Annotated in this window: 16 protein-coding genes; 8 read left to right on the top strand and 8 right to left on the bottom strand. The window is 41.0% G+C overall.

All coding sequences use genetic code 11. The features are described 5' to 3' along the window. The first annotated feature begins 5 nt into the window (after positions 1–5). Positions 6–791, top strand: a complete 786-nt coding sequence (gene proC / locus ABPH35_RS04210) for a pyrroline-5-carboxylate reductase (protein WP_349988470.1) — start codon at positions 6–8, stop codon at positions 789–791. A 268-nt stretch (positions 792–1,059) separates the two neighbouring features. On the opposite strand, the gene ABPH35_RS04205 is transcribed toward proC, so the two are convergent. Next, positions 1,060–1,473, bottom strand: a complete 414-nt coding sequence (locus ABPH35_RS04205) for a TetR/AcrR family transcriptional regulator (protein WP_349988469.1) — start codon at positions 1,471–1,473, stop codon at positions 1,060–1,062. A gap of 192 nt (positions 1,474–1,665) precedes the next feature. Between ABPH35_RS04205 and ABPH35_RS04200 the strand changes: the two genes are divergently transcribed. Both ABPH35_RS04200 and ABPH35_RS04195 read left to right on the top strand, forming a co-directional pair. Continuing rightward, a complete protein-coding gene (locus tag ABPH35_RS04200; protein ID WP_349988468.1) occupies positions 1,666–2,511 on the top strand; it encodes a DegV family protein in 846 nt (281 codons plus the stop codon). 293 nt (positions 2,512–2,804) lie between these two features. Next, entirely contained in the window at positions 2,805–3,242 is a 438-nt protein-coding gene (locus ABPH35_RS04195; RefSeq protein WP_349988467.1) for a GNAT family N-acetyltransferase, read from the top strand. A 92-nt stretch (positions 3,243–3,334) separates the two neighbouring features. Here ABPH35_RS04195 and ABPH35_RS04190 read toward each other — a convergent pair whose 3' ends face one another. The 3 genes from ABPH35_RS04190 to ABPH35_RS04180 all read right to left on the bottom strand — a co-directional run bounded on the left by ABPH35_RS04190 (position 3,335) and on the right by ABPH35_RS04180 (position 5,805). Further along, the gene (locus ABPH35_RS04190; protein ID WP_349988466.1) at positions 3,335–4,603 is read right to left on the bottom strand and encodes an aminotransferase-like domain-containing protein; all 1,269 of its coding nucleotides are present in this window, start codon (positions 4,601–4,603) and stop codon (positions 3,335–3,337) included. Between the two features lie 118 nt (positions 4,604–4,721). Further along, entirely contained in the window at positions 4,722–5,372 is a 651-nt protein-coding gene (gene trhA, locus ABPH35_RS04185) for a PAQR family membrane homeostasis protein TrhA (RefSeq protein ID WP_349988465.1), read from the bottom strand. Beyond that, on the bottom strand, positions 5,356–5,805 hold the full coding sequence (locus tag ABPH35_RS04180) for a DUF1836 domain-containing protein (RefSeq protein WP_349988464.1): 450 nt from the start codon (positions 5,803–5,805) through the stop codon (positions 5,356–5,358). The genes trhA and ABPH35_RS04180 overlap by 17 nt, the downstream gene beginning before the upstream one ends. A gap of 102 nt (positions 5,806–5,907) precedes the next feature. On the opposite strand from ABPH35_RS04180, the gene yaaA reads away from it, so the two are divergent. Then, a complete protein-coding gene (gene yaaA, locus ABPH35_RS04175; protein ID WP_349988489.1) occupies positions 5,908–6,639 on the top strand; it encodes a peroxide stress protein YaaA in 732 nt (243 codons plus the stop codon). 79 nt (positions 6,640–6,718) lie between these two features. On the opposite strand, the gene ABPH35_RS04170 is transcribed toward yaaA, so the two are convergent. The 3 genes from ABPH35_RS04170 to ABPH35_RS04160 all read right to left on the bottom strand — a co-directional run bounded on the left by ABPH35_RS04170 (position 6,719) and on the right by ABPH35_RS04160 (position 8,939). Then, a complete protein-coding gene (locus tag ABPH35_RS04170; RefSeq protein ID WP_349988463.1) occupies positions 6,719–7,720 on the bottom strand; it encodes a hypothetical protein in 1,002 nt (333 codons plus the stop codon). Positions 7,721–7,832: 112 nt separating this feature from the next. Continuing rightward, positions 7,833–8,378 carry an NADPH-dependent FMN reductase gene (locus ABPH35_RS04165; RefSeq protein ID WP_349988462.1) on the bottom strand — a complete coding sequence of 182 codons (546 nt, stop codon included), beginning with the start codon at positions 8,376–8,378 and terminating at the stop codon, positions 7,833–7,835. Between the two features lie 117 nt (positions 8,379–8,495). Further along, complete coding sequence (locus ABPH35_RS04160; RefSeq protein WP_405054562.1) at positions 8,496–8,939, bottom strand: MarR family winged helix-turn-helix transcriptional regulator; 444 nt, start codon at positions 8,937–8,939, stop codon at positions 8,496–8,498. A 148-nt stretch (positions 8,940–9,087) separates the two neighbouring features. On the opposite strand from ABPH35_RS04160, the gene ABPH35_RS04155 reads away from it, so the two are divergent. The 4 genes from ABPH35_RS04155 (at position 9,088) to ABPH35_RS04140 (ending at position 12,858) form a co-directional block, all read left to right on the top strand. Continuing rightward, complete coding sequence (locus ABPH35_RS04155) at positions 9,088–9,585, top strand: cell wall elongation regulator TseB-like domain-containing protein (RefSeq protein ID WP_368849613.1); 498 nt, start codon at positions 9,088–9,090, stop codon at positions 9,583–9,585. Beyond that, positions 9,582–10,760 (top strand): aminotransferase class I/II-fold pyridoxal phosphate-dependent enzyme, encoded by a 1,179-nt coding sequence (locus ABPH35_RS04150; RefSeq protein WP_368849612.1) that lies wholly within the window; start codon positions 9,582–9,584, stop codon positions 10,758–10,760. The genes ABPH35_RS04155 and ABPH35_RS04150 overlap by 4 nt, the downstream gene beginning before the upstream one ends. A gap of 84 nt (positions 10,761–10,844) precedes the next feature. Continuing rightward, positions 10,845–12,191 (top strand): asparagine--tRNA ligase, encoded by a 1,347-nt coding sequence (asnS, locus tag ABPH35_RS04145; RefSeq protein WP_349988459.1) that lies wholly within the window; start codon positions 10,845–10,847, stop codon positions 12,189–12,191. Between the two features lie 106 nt (positions 12,192–12,297). After that, positions 12,298–12,858 (top strand): TlpA family protein disulfide reductase, encoded by a 561-nt coding sequence (locus ABPH35_RS04140; RefSeq protein ID WP_349988458.1) that lies wholly within the window; start codon positions 12,298–12,300, stop codon positions 12,856–12,858. 123 nt (positions 12,859–12,981) lie between these two features. Here the strand turns inward: ABPH35_RS04140 and ABPH35_RS04135 are convergent, their stop codons facing one another. Further along, positions 12,982–13,392, bottom strand: coding sequence for an OsmC family protein (locus tag ABPH35_RS04135; protein ID WP_349988457.1), 411 nt, complete (start codon positions 13,390–13,392; stop codon positions 12,982–12,984). Positions 13,393–13,622: the final 230 nt, after the last annotated feature.

Below are 13,622 nucleotides of genomic sequence, written 5' to 3'. Positions count from 1 at the left end.
TATTTATGAAAGTTGGATTTATTGGCTTGGGCAATATGGGATCAGCTCTTGCGCATGCAGTTTCAAAGCTGGCAGATATAGAACTCTTTCTCAGTAATCATAACCAAGATCGAGCAAAGACCTTACAAGAACAACTAGGTGGACGTATTCTTTCGAATCTTGAAATAGCTCAAGAAGCAGATGTTCTCTTTTTAGGGGTAAAACCCTATCTCTTGTCTTCCCTGCTTGATAGTCTGAAAGAAGCGATTCAAACAAATTCTTCTGCCGTTTGGGTTTCCATGGCAGCAGGCGTTAGCTTGGAACAACTGGCACAATATCTGCCGATTGGTCAAGTGGTTCGAATCATGCCAAATACACCTGTTGCGATTGGCCAAGGGATGACAACCTATGCCCTACATAATCCAGATTTGACTACTCTGACTGAGCATCTTTTATCTCAATCAGGGCAAGTAAAGAGAGTGGATGAACAGTTGATAGATGTCGCAACAGCTCTTGCAGGGTGTGGACCCGCTTTTGTCTATCAATGGATTGAGGCTATGATGGATGCCGGAGTAGCACATGGACTGAGTGCAGATGACGCTAAATATCTAGCAGCTCAGACTCTAGTAGGTTCTGCACAAATGGTCTTAACTAGTAGCAAACATCCAGCCCAATTACGCCAAGAAGTCACCTCGCCAGGAGGCTCAACCATTGCAGGAGTTATCAGATTAGAAAAAGAAGGTTTCCGCTATGCCCTTATGTCTGCCATAAAAGCAGCCATTAAACGGACGAAAGAATTGGGACTAAAATAATCCAGTGGATTATTTTAGCCCGAGTCTAAAAACAGGAAAGCGAGGATAATCCAGTGGATTATTTTAGCCTGAGCCTAGAATCTCGAGAGCCAGATAAGGTAAAGAGAAGGATAAAAAGATTTTGATTTTTGAAATTCTTTATCAGTAATTCTTTAAATTGATAGATGAGACATAAAAAGCGAACAAAACAGAATTCTGAGTGTCAGAAAACTTGTTTTGTTCGTTTTTTATATTTAGGGTTGGACTTTTGTCCCAGCCTCGTTTTAGCTTATCTGTTATTCAACTGATTGGTTTTATCCTTAATCCATTGGCTGATATTGGAAAAGGTCTTGGTATCTTCCACTTTTCCTTTTTGCTGGTGAAGAAAGTCTGTAAAGCTTTGCTGAATACCTTCTTCTTGGACCTTTTTTTGCAGTTGCTGCCATTTATCCATGAGATTTTGCGACGTCTTGGCGTATGCCAGCTCTAAAATTTCCTCTTTGGACTTGTAATTGCGATAAAAAGCATTGCGTGATACACCAGCTTTTTTGACCAATTCGGAAATAGAGATGTGCTTCAACTCCTTTTTTTCCAATAAAAAGAGCAGAGCAGTTTCAATAGCTTCACGAGTTAACTGATTGATTTCGGTATTTGATTGCGAAAGATTTTTTAAAGATTTTGGGGAAATCGTCCGTTTTTTCATAGGCGTCCTTTACTCATATAAATCTGTTTTGCGACTATGTTCGAGTTGCAATGGGGAGAAACATTTGGGCTGTTACAGCCGAAAGAAAATGCTTTCACTTCATATTGTTTCATGATATAATTGTAAAGTAAGATAGTTTGCTTGTCAAATAAAAATCTTAGCCACACTACTATATAGAATGGAAATACATTTATGGCTAAATGGAAAATTGTTGCAGATTCAGGTTGTGATTATAAAGAGTTACCGAATCTTGCACCAGATACGCAATTTGAGATTATCCCCTTTACGGTTCGTGTTGAAAACCAAACCTTTCTTGATGACCAAAACTTGGATATTGACCATATGATGGAAGTAATGTATGCTTCATCAGAAGCAGCAGGTTCCGCCTGTCCAAGCCCACAAGCCTATGAAGCAGCTTATCAAGGCGCAGATAATATCATCGTTCTAACCTTGACAGGTTCCCTATCTGGTAGCTATAATAGCGCTCGAGTTGCTAAAGAGATGTTTTTAGAGGAGCATCCTTCGGCTAATATTCATTTGATTGATACCCTTTCTGCGGGGGGAGAAATAGATTTATTGGTTGGAGAAATCAATCGCCTGATTGCCAAAGAACTAGAGTTTGAAGACTTGGTTTCAGCCATTACCGATTATCAAAAGCGCACGAAATTACTCTTTGTGCTTGCTAAGGTGAATAATCTGGTTAAAAATGGGCGTTTGAGTAAGCTAGTTGGTGCAGTTGTTGGATTGCTCAATATCCGTATGGTAGGAGAAGCAAGTAGCGAAGGCAAACTGGAATTGCTTCAAAAAGCGCGTGGACACAAAAAATCAGTTACAACAGCCTTTGAAGAATTACTAAAAGCAGGATATAAAGGTGGTCGAATTGTGATTGCCCACCGCAATAACGAAAAATTCTGCCAGCAATTTGCTGAATTGGTCCGCAATATGTATCCAGAAGCCTTGATTGAGGCCCTTCCAACTTCAGGACTATGCAGCTTTTATGCAGAAGAAAATGGTTTGTTAATGGGCTATGAAATTTAATGATGAAATGAATAAGGCAGGAACTTTGGTTCAATGCCTTTTTCTACCCTTTGCAATGCAAAAGATTGTATCTCTTCTTGTCATGTTTCGGGTTGCTGAACTGTGAATACCGGTTCTTAGTGTTCAATGAGTAGATAGATGATGGAGAATGGGAGGCCAATGAAGAAATCAGCTAAGTATTTGCGTGACCAAGGATTTCAGGATGTTTATGATCTTGGCAGTCCTGGCAGGTTAAGGTGATTGGCGCTAGTTTGAAGGAATGGTGGGAATAAATCAAAGAAAGAAGTGAGCATATGATAAAATTCAAGACGATTGATGAGGAAAATTTTCAGGTCTGTATTGACTTGACAGGTGGCATAGAACAAGAACAGAACGAATTTGTTGATTCTGTCCTCTATTCCTTAGCAGAAGCATGGGTCTATCGAGATAGCATGGAAGCCTTTGCTATTTATCAAGAGGAGCAAATTATTGGCTTTGTATCTATGTATGTTAGAGAAGAGAATCCGCAAATCATCAACTTTTTAATTGATGTCGCCTTTCAAGATAGGGGGTATGGAACTCAGGCGGCAAGTCGTTGCATAGAGTATTTGCAAGAAACATATCAAGTAAAACGTATTTCGTTACCTGTTCACAATCAGAATGAAAAAGCTAAAAGATTCTGGACAAAGCAAGGATTTTCACTCTCGGATACGGTTGAAAAAGACTACGTGTTTATGCGTCGGTATGAATAACGGGCCCAAAACATAATCAGTTGATTACTTTGCGATAGAGTAATTATCAATAAAATAGTGTGCTTCAATCAAAAATCAGCTAGGTATATTGTCTAGCTGATTTTTTCTAACTCTTCTATTATCTGTTGTAAGTCTGTTGCAAACGTCTGGCTATAAGACAGTTGGAGATAGTCATAGGACTGCCCTGTGATGAGCTCGGCATTGACTAGTCCATGTTTGAGACGGGCGCTGATTTTTTCTTTTGGAAGCTGAATGGTCAGTGTTTCTTGGGCAAGATGATGGGGATAAGGGAGTTGATAGTAAGATAAGAGTTCACGCATTTCTAGCTCATGTGCCTGTTTTAACTGATAGAGATGACGTGTATTGCGGGCAAACATACCATTATCAATATAAAGAGAGAGGGCCTTTTGCATGATGAGGTTGGTGTCATAATCAATCAAACTCTTATGTTGTAAAAAACTGGACCGTAGATGATGAGGTAGTACAACTCCCCCTAAGCGCAAAGCCGGAAAGAGGGTGGGAGTAAAAGATTTGATGTAAATGACACGATCATGTGTATCCAGATAATGGAGGGGCAAGGTCTTTGCAGCATCGAAGTCCGCCAGATAATCGTCCTCAATTACATAGACATCATATTGGTCTGCTAATTGCACAATTGTCTCTTGGGTGTTACGAGTATAGGTTGTGCCCAAAGGATTGTGGAGACGGGGAATGGTATAGAAATACTTAATCTTTCCACTTTTAAAAATTGTCTCTAGTTGAGCAAGGTCAATTCCATTTAAGGACCGCTCAATCGTTTGATAGGGGAGTTTCTGTTCCTCTAATAGAGTTTTCATTCGATAGTAAGTTGGCTCTTCAATCAGGATTCCCTGTTTGCCTGAAGATAGTTGCATTTGTGTTAGGATGTAGAGAGCTTGTTGGCTACCTGCTGTAATGACCAGTTGGTCTTTTTTACAATAAACATGGTAGTCCATGAGGAGCCGGTAGAGCGAGTCAATCAATTCCTCCAACCCTTCCTGCTGATGATAATAATTAAAAAGATATTTTTCCCGACCAACAAGGCTTTCATGGACGCAGGTTCGAAAATCATCGTAGGGTAGCTGCAAAAAATCCTCTGGATTCAGCGAGAGGGTCGTGTCCTGAAAATCTTGGTCTTCTAGGATATAATAGCCACTTTTTTCCACTGCATAAATCCGATTTTGGTATTTCAACTCCAGCATGGCTTTTTGAACAGTATCTTTACTACACTGGTATTGTTCGCTGAGCTTGCGAATGGAAGGCAGTTTTTGCCCTCTTTTAAAACGATGTTCTTCAATTCCTGTGATAATATCCTGAATGATTGTTTGGTATTTACTGGTCATAACTGTCCCCCTACAGATAGTATAGCCTCTTTCGGGCCTAGAAACAAGTCTTAGAACCTGTATTCATAAGCTAGCGATTAGAGTTGCTGAGCTGTGAATACAGGTTCTTACAGTTGGATTAGACCATGTAAAAGACAATCGCAAGGTATTGCAAGAGACTCGCTAAAATGATAAATAGATGCCAAATCATATGAAAATAGGGCTTTTTCTTAGCGTAAAATATAGCTCCGATACTATAAGCCATTCCTCCTGCCAACATCAAAAACCAGAATGTTGGCCCTGTTTGAGCAAGGAATTGGGGGAGGATAAAGACAACCAGCCAGCCCATAATTAGATATAGAGTTAAACTGAATCGTTCGTTGATTTGTTTAGCAAAAATTTTGTAAAGAATACCAAAAATCGTTGTTGCCCATTGGATGACTAAGACCAGATATCCCTGCCAATTGGGCATAAGAGTCAATAGGATGGGAGTGTAGCTACCTGCGATGGCAATGTAAATCATGCTATGATCGATAATCCGTAGAATATACTTGTGGGTTGAACCATAGGCCATTGAATGGTAAATGGTGGAGGAGAGGAACATGAGAAAGAGACTAATGATAAAAATAGACACTCCAATCGCCTGGGTCAAGCCAGCATATTCGTAGCTATAAATCGCCGAAAATGGCAGTAAAAGGAGCATGAAAAAGGCACTGACTGCATGAGTAACGGCATTGCCTACCTCTTCTCCGAATGAGAGTTGGAGGGATAGTTTAAAACTTTGATTCATCCGATTCTCCTTTCAAGACTGGAATGAGTGCGAGTGTCGCTTGGTAAGAGTGAAAGGTCTGACAGGCTTTTTGTAAAATCAGTGGTTGTCCCTCATTTTCGATACCAGAAAGGCAGTCCACAAAGGCGTTATACAGCACGGAAGCTTCGTCTGTTTCTTTTAAAATATCAATCATTTCTTGTATAGCTGCAATCGGGAAAATTGGCTTATAAATGCTCAAAACAATCAAGCGAGCGACTTGTGTACGATTGTATTTTTTCTTAATCGGTTTGGGAAGATAGCCGTGTTTGACATAATTATTGACCATAGAAGCAGTAAGAGGCTTTTCACGACTGGCTAAAAAAGGAAGAGTTTGTTGGTTAACATAGAGCAAGACTTGGTCTAAATAGAGATCCAAATCAGGTAATTGCTGCCATTTAGGTAAGGAAATCATTGTATACTCCTTATTATCTAGTTATCATAACTAGATAATAACATCTTATAAATAAAAAAGCAAGAAAAGAGTAAAATGAAGCGTATATGGTATAATCAAAATATGAAAATCATCCTTCCAAATGCGAAAGAATTAAATACCAATTTAGACAATCACCCTTTTGTTCCACTTTCTGAAAAGTCAAGTGCGGTCTTAGCAGCAGTCAGAAAGCTGTCCGTAGAAGAATTGGCGGCTTTTTATAAGCTAAACAGCGACAGGACGGAACTGGAAGTCGACCGCTGGTACAGAATTGCCCATGGACAAGCCAAGGCTTATCCGGCTTGGACACTTTATGACGGTCTCATGTACCGGTATATGAAACGTAGGGATTTAAGTCAGGCAGAAGAGGAATACTGGCAGCATCATGTCCGACTTGCAACAGGTTTTTATGGTCTGATCTCCCCCTTTACCTTGATTTCTCCGCACCGTTTGGACTTTCAAGGGCAGCTCAAAATCGAGGGACAATCGCTCAAGCAATTTTGGCGGGCTCAATATGATGAGCAGGTGGCAGAAGAGGAACTGATTATCTCCCTGTCGTCGTCTGAATTTGAACAAGTTTTCTCACCAGCGATTCAAAAGCGGATGATCCAGATTGTCTTTATGGAAGATCGAGCTGGAAGATTGAAGATTCATTCGACGATTTCTAAAAAAGGGCGCGGTCGTCTCGTTTCACTCATGGCAGAACAGGATGTTCAGACCCTTGATGCGATTCGGCAGCTCACCTTTGATGGCTTTACTTATCGAGCGGATTTGTCAGAGGAGCAAAAAGTAGTCTTTGTGAGAAAACAGCCCTAATGTATTGGTTATCCTAACAAAAAGCATGTCCTAGCATTGAAGCGAGTGACATGCTTTTTGATTTTCAGTATGGAAGAGATTATTTCATTGAAGTGATGATGGTCTCCATTGTGGATTGTAGAAGGGCTGTGTCACTCGTTTTGGCCGAAGCGGTAAAGGTAACGAGTGTGTCATTGATATGGAAAGCGTAGATGTGAACGACGTAATTGGATTGAGTACTAGATGTCTGGCTGAGAGACAGACGATATCCGCGGTAACTACCAAGTGTGACTTCTTCTTTTGTAGGGGTGCTATTTTCAGGAGCAAGTTGGTCAGCTATTTCGTTGAGGCCGACGGTATAGCCTGCTGTAGAAACACCGCGGATAGATAGGCGGATTCCGTTTGTTCCATCTTGATAAATGATTGTATCAGCAGGAGCACCTTCTGTTTCTTGCTTCCAGCTAGTTGGAAGAGAAACTGTTAGAGCGGAATTCGGAATGGTGGCCGCTTGCTCATAACGGAAGTTCACTTGTTTGGTAGTAGTGAGTGTAGTCCAAGAAGCTACGGCTTGGGTTAGAAATTCTTGGGTTTTATTAGCGTTCTCAGGATGCGCCACAAGGCTAATCAAGCGATAATCTTCACCTTCTTCGTAGAAAAAGAGAAGCAATTGTTTTTCTTTATTGACTTCTTTGGTATAAAGGAAGCCAGATTTACCCGCGATGGTTGTCTGGGTTAGCTGAAGATTTTCTGATTTGGTTTCTTCTGAATTGTTTAACAGCGAGCGAGCAAAGTCTTCCAGCGATAGTGGCGAATCAACCTTAGCATAGCGATTGGCCGTCATAAAATAATCATTTCCAGCAGAATAGGCTGAAAAATCATTGCTGGTATCATTCTCGCTCGCAATCCAATCGCTCGGTACTTGAATCGAAAATAAGCCAGATTTAGCGGTCATTGGTTTGAAGTCTGAAGTGGTAAATGAATTTGTTAAAGCAGGCAACTCAGAAGAAGGACTGTTCTTTTCTGATGGACGAGAGCAGGCCGTTAACAAGGCTAGCGCCACAAGGCTACCAGCTCCCATGCGGTATAGTAATTTCATGTTCATGGTATTCCTCCTACTTTATATTATAAGCTATCTTATCCTTTTTTCCAATAGATAAGGTTGCAAAAAAATAAGAATGAAAAAACTAGAGACGCAAGCCTCTAGTTTGATACATTTACCCAATAGCTTCTAGGAGATTAGCAGCTTGTTTTTCGAGTTGTGCAGCTGTTTCTTCTGACAGAAGGAATTGACCAGCTCCCCATGCTTCTGGATTGATTGGTGAAGCCGTAAATTCACCGATTACTTTTGTGCGGATGAAGGGGAGAAGTTCTTTGTAGGCCGTAAAGAGTGGCTCGTGTCCACCATTTGCAACTGCAGAGACTGTCACTAATTTATCTTGTAAGACAGAAGGTCCTTTTGGATCTGACAAGTCAAGAGCACGGCTGAGCCAGTCAAGAATATTTTTCACAGGACCAGGAATACCGTAGTTGTAAACAGGGGAGAAGATCCAGATAGCATCTGCTTGTTCAACTGCTTGACGAGCGGCAGCAATTGCAGGAAGAACAGGTGTTTCAAGATCTTGACTGAAAACGGGAACTTGGCTATAGTCCAAATAGGATACGGTCGCTTTCCCTTTTAGCAACTCTTCGGCTTGTTTTGCCATTTGGTGGTTGAATGAACCTTCCCGTAGTGAACCAACTAAAAATAATACATTTGCCATGTAGATGGCCTCCTTAAAAGATAATAAATAGTGCCTTCGTCTACTGACAAACTAGTCTGCCAGAAAGGCTATGAAGATAGGATAACAAAAATATCACTAATTAGCAATAATTTTGTTTTATCTTTTGAATTTTTTTAAAATAGCATTCAATGTTTCTTGTTCTTTGAGGCTTAACACATCAAAAATCTGCCCTACATTGTCATAATGCTCAGGGAGAATCGCTTCAATCGTCTTGCGACCAAGATCGGTCAAGTGAATCCGAGAAGCGCGTTTATCATGACAATCTGGAACTTTGGTAATGTAGCCGTCTCGTATCATGTTTTTGATGACAACGGTCATGTTGCCAGATGTGCTCAGCAGTTTATCAATTAATTCTTGAATGCGGAGATCACCCTTGTTATATAGAATCTCTAAGACACCAAACTGTCCCATGGTCAAATGATGCTTTTTCATGGTTTCGGCTTCTTGTTTGTAGATGGTATCAGAGGCTCTGTGTAGGATAATGAGACTGTGGAGGGCTTCTTGATTGCGCTCAATGGCTTTTTCGACTTTTTCTATCATAGGACTAGTGTAGCAATATTTAGACGGAACTGCAAGAGGAAGTACTTTTCAAAGCAGTGAAATCAGAAAAGAGGATTGTTGAAAAAAATGGGTCAAATTACTAGAAAAAATAGCATTCTAGCCCAAGATATAGTATAATAATTCTATTATGGCAAAAAAGAGAAATGCATCTTATAAACATAGTATGTCACTTGCAAAGCAATATGCAGTAGGCTTATTTGTTCTTGTATCTGTTCTTATTTTTTCCTTTCTCTATATTTTAGAGGCTTCTGCCAAGCCTTTTTTAGAAGGTCAGCAGCATGCAGAGCAGATAGCGGTGGACTATGCTGGAGTGACGTCAATTGCGAGTGTTGCTCGTTATACGGGAGAGACAAGTTATTATAGTGTTTCAGGGAAAAATCAGTCAGGAGAAGATATTTTGGTCTTGATACCAGAATCGTCTTCTGATATTCTTGTCTACAAGGCTGTGGATGGGATTTCTCAAGAGGAAGCCAAAGCCACTGCTAAAGAAAATGGAGCAGGCAAAATCACAAAAGTAACCTTTGGTTATGCAAAAAATCAACCGATTTGGGAAGTCAAGTCTGGCCAAGCCTACTACATCATTTCTTTTGAAAACGGAACATTTCTGAGTAAGGAGGGAATATGAAGCTATCAAAACGAGTGCTTGAAATGGAAGAAAGTGTGACCCTGGCTGCGGGTGCGCGTGCCAAGCAGTTAAAGTCAGAAGGAAGGGATATTTTATCCTTAACCTTGGGAGAACCTGACTTCACCACCCCAGAAAATATTCAAGAGGCAGCGATGGCTGCTATTAGAGATGGTCGTGCTAGCTTTTACACGGTTGCAAGTGGTCTTCCTGAGTTGAAAGCAGCTATTAGCCAGTATTTTGAGAAGTTTTACGGATATGCAGTCGCTTCCAATCAGGTGACAGTAGCTACAGGGGCAAAATTCTCTCTTTATACTTTTTTCATGAGTGTCATCAATCCACTTAATGAGGTGATTATTCCAACTCCTTATTGGGTCAGTTATGCAGACCAAATCAAAATGGCTGAAGGTGTACCTGTTTTTGTGCAGGCAAGAGAAACCAATGATTTTAAGGTGACGGTAGAGCAATTAGAAGCGGCGCGGACAGACAAGACCAAGGTCTTGGTCCTAAATTCACCGTCTAATCCAACTGGGATGATTTATAGCAGGGAGGAACTTCTTGCGATTGGAAATTGGGCTGTAGAGCATGATATTCTCATTCTAGCAGATGATATCTATGGACGGCTTGTCTATAATGGGAATACGTTCACACCGATTTCTAGTTTGTCAGAGGCCATTCGTAAGCAGACCGTTGTAATCAATGGTGTATCTAAGACCTATGCCATGACTGGTTGGCGAATTGGCTATGCAGTTGGAGAGCCAGAGATTATTGCTGCAATGACCAAGATTGCGGGACAAACAACGTCCAATCCAACAGCCGTGGCTCAATATGCAGCGATTGAAGCCCTAGTTGGCGAGCAGGACACAGTAGAGAAAATGCGCCAAGCCTTTGAAGAGCGACTCAATACCATTTATCCATTGTTGGCTGAAGTTCCAGGGTTTGAAGTGGTTAAGCCACAAGGTGCTTTCTATCTTTTCCCAAATGTAAAAAAAGCCATGGAGATGAAAGGTTTTACGGATGTGACAGCCTTTACAACAGCTATCTTAGAAGAAGTAGGGGTTGCCTTGGTGACGGGAGCAGGTTTTGGTGCACCAGAAAATGTTCGACTTAGCTATGCGACAGACCTTGACACTCTCAAAGAAGCTGTTGAACGCTTGAAAGCATTTATGGAGAGTTAAGCAAAAAATGGAGCTTTGTCTTCGTTGCTGTGGACCACTGCCTAAGAAGTTAAAATAGCATTATACAAAAGAACAGGAGAAATTATGTCTAAAGATTTAGTATCGATTATTGATGTCAAAGACCATGTTGGGGAAAAAGTGACCATTGGTGCTTGGGTTGCCAACAAATCAGGAAAAGGAAAACTTGCCTTCTTGCAACTTCGTGATGGAACTGCTTTTTTCCAAGCAGTTGCCTTTAAGCCAAACTTTATTGAAACCTTTGGTGAAGAAGAAGGAACAGCTAAGTTTGATACCGTTAAAAAACTCAGCCAGGAAACATCTGTGCTAGTAACAGGTATCGTCAAAGAAGACGCGCGGTCAAAATTCGGCTATGAGCTGGATATTACGGATCTTGAGGTAGTTGGTGATTCAAAAGACTACCCAATTACACCGAAAGAACACGGAACGGATTTCTTGATGGACAATCGTCACTTGTGGCTCCGTTCTCGTAAGCAAATGGCTATTATGCAAATCCGTAACGCTATTATTTATGCGACTTATGAGTTCTTTGATCGCAATGGCTTTATCAAGTTTGACAGCCCAATCCTGTCTGGAAATGCGGCAGAAGATTCGACAGAATTGTTTGAAACAGATTACTTTGGGACACCTGCCTACCTGAGCCAATCAGGACAATTGTACTTGGAAGCAGGAGCGATGGCACTTGGTCGTGTCTTTGACTTTGGTCCAGTATTCCGCGCAGAAAAATCAAAAACACGTCGTCACTTGACGGAGTTCTGGATGATGGATGCGGAGTATTCCTTCCTTTCTCATGATGAATCATTGGACTTGCAAGAAGCCTACGTAAAAGCATTGATTCAAGGTGTTTTGGACCGTGCACCACAAGCTCTTGAAACCTTGGAACGTGATACAGAACTCTTGAAGAAATACATCGCTGAGCCTTTCAAACGTGTATCCTATGATGATGCCATTAGCCTTCTTCAAGAGCATGAAGCAGATGAGGATACAGACTACGAACATTTGGAGCATGGAGATGATTTTGGTTCTCCTCATGAAACATGGATTTCAAATTACTTTGGTGTGCCAACCTTTGTGGTCAACTATCCAGCAAGTTTCAAGGCTTTCTATATGAAACCAGTTCCTGGTAATCCAGAGCGCGTGCTTTGTGCAGACTTACTAGCACCAGAAGGCTACGGAGAAATTATCGGAGGTTCTGTCCGTGAAGATGATTACGATGCCCTTGTTGCTAAAATGGACAGCCTTGGTATGGATCGTTCAGAGTATGAATTTTACCTTGACCTCCGTAAATACGGCTCCGTTCCCCACGCAGGATTTGGAATTGGGATTGAACGGATGGTAACCTTTGTCGCTGGGACCAAGCATATCCGTGAAGCCATTCCATTCCCACGTATGCTACATCGCTTAAAACCATAGTCATTTCATCCTTGTCTGTGCAAATAGATGAGGATTTTTTGCTATAACAGATAGAAAAAACAAGTTTACTATGTTATAATTGTATAAAATTTAGGAGGTTGATCTGATGAAAAAAATAATAATTTGTATGGGCTTAAGTTTGTCTTTATTTGCGCTCACTGCTTGTGGAGAAAATCAGGGATCAACTAGTTCAGAAGCACCAGTTGTTCAACAGATTGCTGGAAAAGAAGCACCAGCCTTTACGATTAAGGATAAAGATGGAAAGAATGTTTCTTTAGCTGATTTTAAGGGGAAAAAAGTGTATCTCAATCTTTGGGCTAGTTGGTGTGGGCCTTGTAAGCATGAAATTCCAGAATTGGAAGAGGTCTATCAAGGACTGAAAGATCAGGAGGATCTTGTGTTCCTATCTGTTGTGTCTTCGGCTGAAAAAGAGTTTGAAAATGAACGACCAGCTGAGCAGTCTAAGGATTCAATATTAGAAGTGGCAGATGAGCTAGGAATTACTTATCCAGTCTTGTTTGATACGAAGGATCAGGTCTTTAAATCTTATCAAGTTCGGGCCTTTCCGACCCATGTTTTTATCAATAGTGACGGAACTATTGCACAAAAATTCGAAGGAGCCATGACCAAAAAGGAATTGGAGAGCCGCCTAAACAGTTTGAAGTAAATATATAAAAATAGTCAACAGTCCGTTGTAATGGAATTGGTTTCATGACATACAAAAAGAGAGTGAGACAATCAATTTCTATAAAATCAAGATAAAGTCCTGCTCTCTTTTAAGTGTGCTCAGTTATGTGTCCCATTCAACCGTTTGAAGTGAGATGGTCTGACTTTGGTTGATGAGTTTTGAAACGGGACATCGGCTATGGGCCTGCTGGACGAGGCGTTCAGCTCCTTCAAGTGTGAATCCTTCGATACTAGCTTTGGCATTAACTTGAAAGTAGTACCCTGTGCCAATCGCTACTTCCCTATGGAGTTCACAGGTCACTTCAATCCGTGATTGATTGCTTTGTTTCTGGCTTTCCAAGAGGGCTTGAATGGTTGCATTGAGGCAGGTGGTCCAAGCAGTTGCTATGAGTTCCTCGGGATTGAAACCCTCGTCAGTAGTCAGGGGGTGAGCGGTCTGAACTGATTTTTGGCTGGATAAAATAACTTGTCCATGAATGCCCTCTTGGTTGGTAGCGGTGACGGAATATAGCATCAAAATCTCCTAATCATCTTTTTCATCAATACTTTATTATACACCAAAGAGGCAAAGAAGTAGATAAGAACGATTTGCCTCTTCACGACAAACGCATGAAACGGTCTTCGGCTTTTTTCTACCTCAAACACTTTTTTGATTTAAAGTAATCGTTTTAAATACTGGTCAAAGGATAGACTAAGGACATATTTCTTACGACGCATGCTCATTTTCTTTCCAAAATCCAACCG

Source organism: Streptococcus handemini (genome assembly GCF_040984445.1).
Lineage (GTDB): Bacteria > Bacillota > Bacilli > Lactobacillales > Streptococcaceae > Streptococcus > Streptococcus handemini.
This window is presented reverse-complemented; position numbering and strand designations above follow the sequence as displayed.

What these genes read in the sequence shown, in the direction of transcription:
- proC (WP_349988470.1), top strand. Translation starts at nt 6, where the DNA reads ATGAAAGTTGGATTTATTGGCTTGGGCAATATGGGATCAGCTCTTGCG.
- ABPH35_RS04205 (WP_349988469.1), bottom strand. Translation starts at nt 1,473, where the DNA reads ATGAAAAAACGGACGATTTCCCCAAAATCTTTAAAAAATCTTTCGCAA.
- ABPH35_RS04200 (WP_349988468.1), top strand. Translation starts at nt 1,666, where the DNA reads ATGGCTAAATGGAAAATTGTTGCAGATTCAGGTTGTGATTATAAAGAG.
- ABPH35_RS04195 (WP_349988467.1), top strand. Translation starts at nt 2,805, where the DNA reads ATGATAAAATTCAAGACGATTGATGAGGAAAATTTTCAGGTCTGTATT.
- ABPH35_RS04190 (WP_349988466.1), bottom strand. Translation starts at nt 4,603, where the DNA reads ATGACCAGTAAATACCAAACAATCATTCAGGATATTATCACAGGAATT.
- trhA (WP_349988465.1), bottom strand. Translation starts at nt 5,372, where the DNA reads ATGAATCAAAGTTTTAAACTATCCCTCCAACTCTCATTCGGAGAAGAG.
- ABPH35_RS04180 (WP_349988464.1), bottom strand. Translation starts at nt 5,805, where the DNA reads ATGATTTCCTTACCTAAATGGCAGCAATTACCTGATTTGGATCTCTAT.
- yaaA (WP_349988489.1), top strand. Translation starts at nt 5,908, where the DNA reads ATGAAAATCATCCTTCCAAATGCGAAAGAATTAAATACCAATTTAGAC.
- ABPH35_RS04170 (WP_349988463.1), bottom strand. Translation starts at nt 7,720, where the DNA reads ATGAACATGAAATTACTATACCGCATGGGAGCTGGTAGCCTTGTGGCG.
- ABPH35_RS04165 (WP_349988462.1), bottom strand. Translation starts at nt 8,378, where the DNA reads ATGGCAAATGTATTATTTTTAGTTGGTTCACTACGGGAAGGTTCATTC.
- ABPH35_RS04160 (WP_405054562.1), bottom strand. Translation starts at nt 8,939, where the DNA reads ATGATAGAAAAAGTCGAAAAAGCCATTGAGCGCAATCAAGAAGCCCTC.
- ABPH35_RS04155 (WP_368849613.1), top strand. Translation starts at nt 9,088, where the DNA reads ATGGCAAAAAAGAGAAATGCATCTTATAAACATAGTATGTCACTTGCA.
- ABPH35_RS04150 (WP_368849612.1), top strand. Translation starts at nt 9,582, where the DNA reads ATGAAGCTATCAAAACGAGTGCTTGAAATGGAAGAAAGTGTGACCCTG.
- asnS (WP_349988459.1), top strand. Translation starts at nt 10,845, where the DNA reads ATGTCTAAAGATTTAGTATCGATTATTGATGTCAAAGACCATGTTGGG.
- ABPH35_RS04140 (WP_349988458.1), top strand. Translation starts at nt 12,298, where the DNA reads ATGAAAAAAATAATAATTTGTATGGGCTTAAGTTTGTCTTTATTTGCG.
- ABPH35_RS04135 (WP_349988457.1), bottom strand. Translation starts at nt 13,392, where the DNA reads ATGCTATATTCCGTCACCGCTACCAACCAAGAGGGCATTCATGGACAA.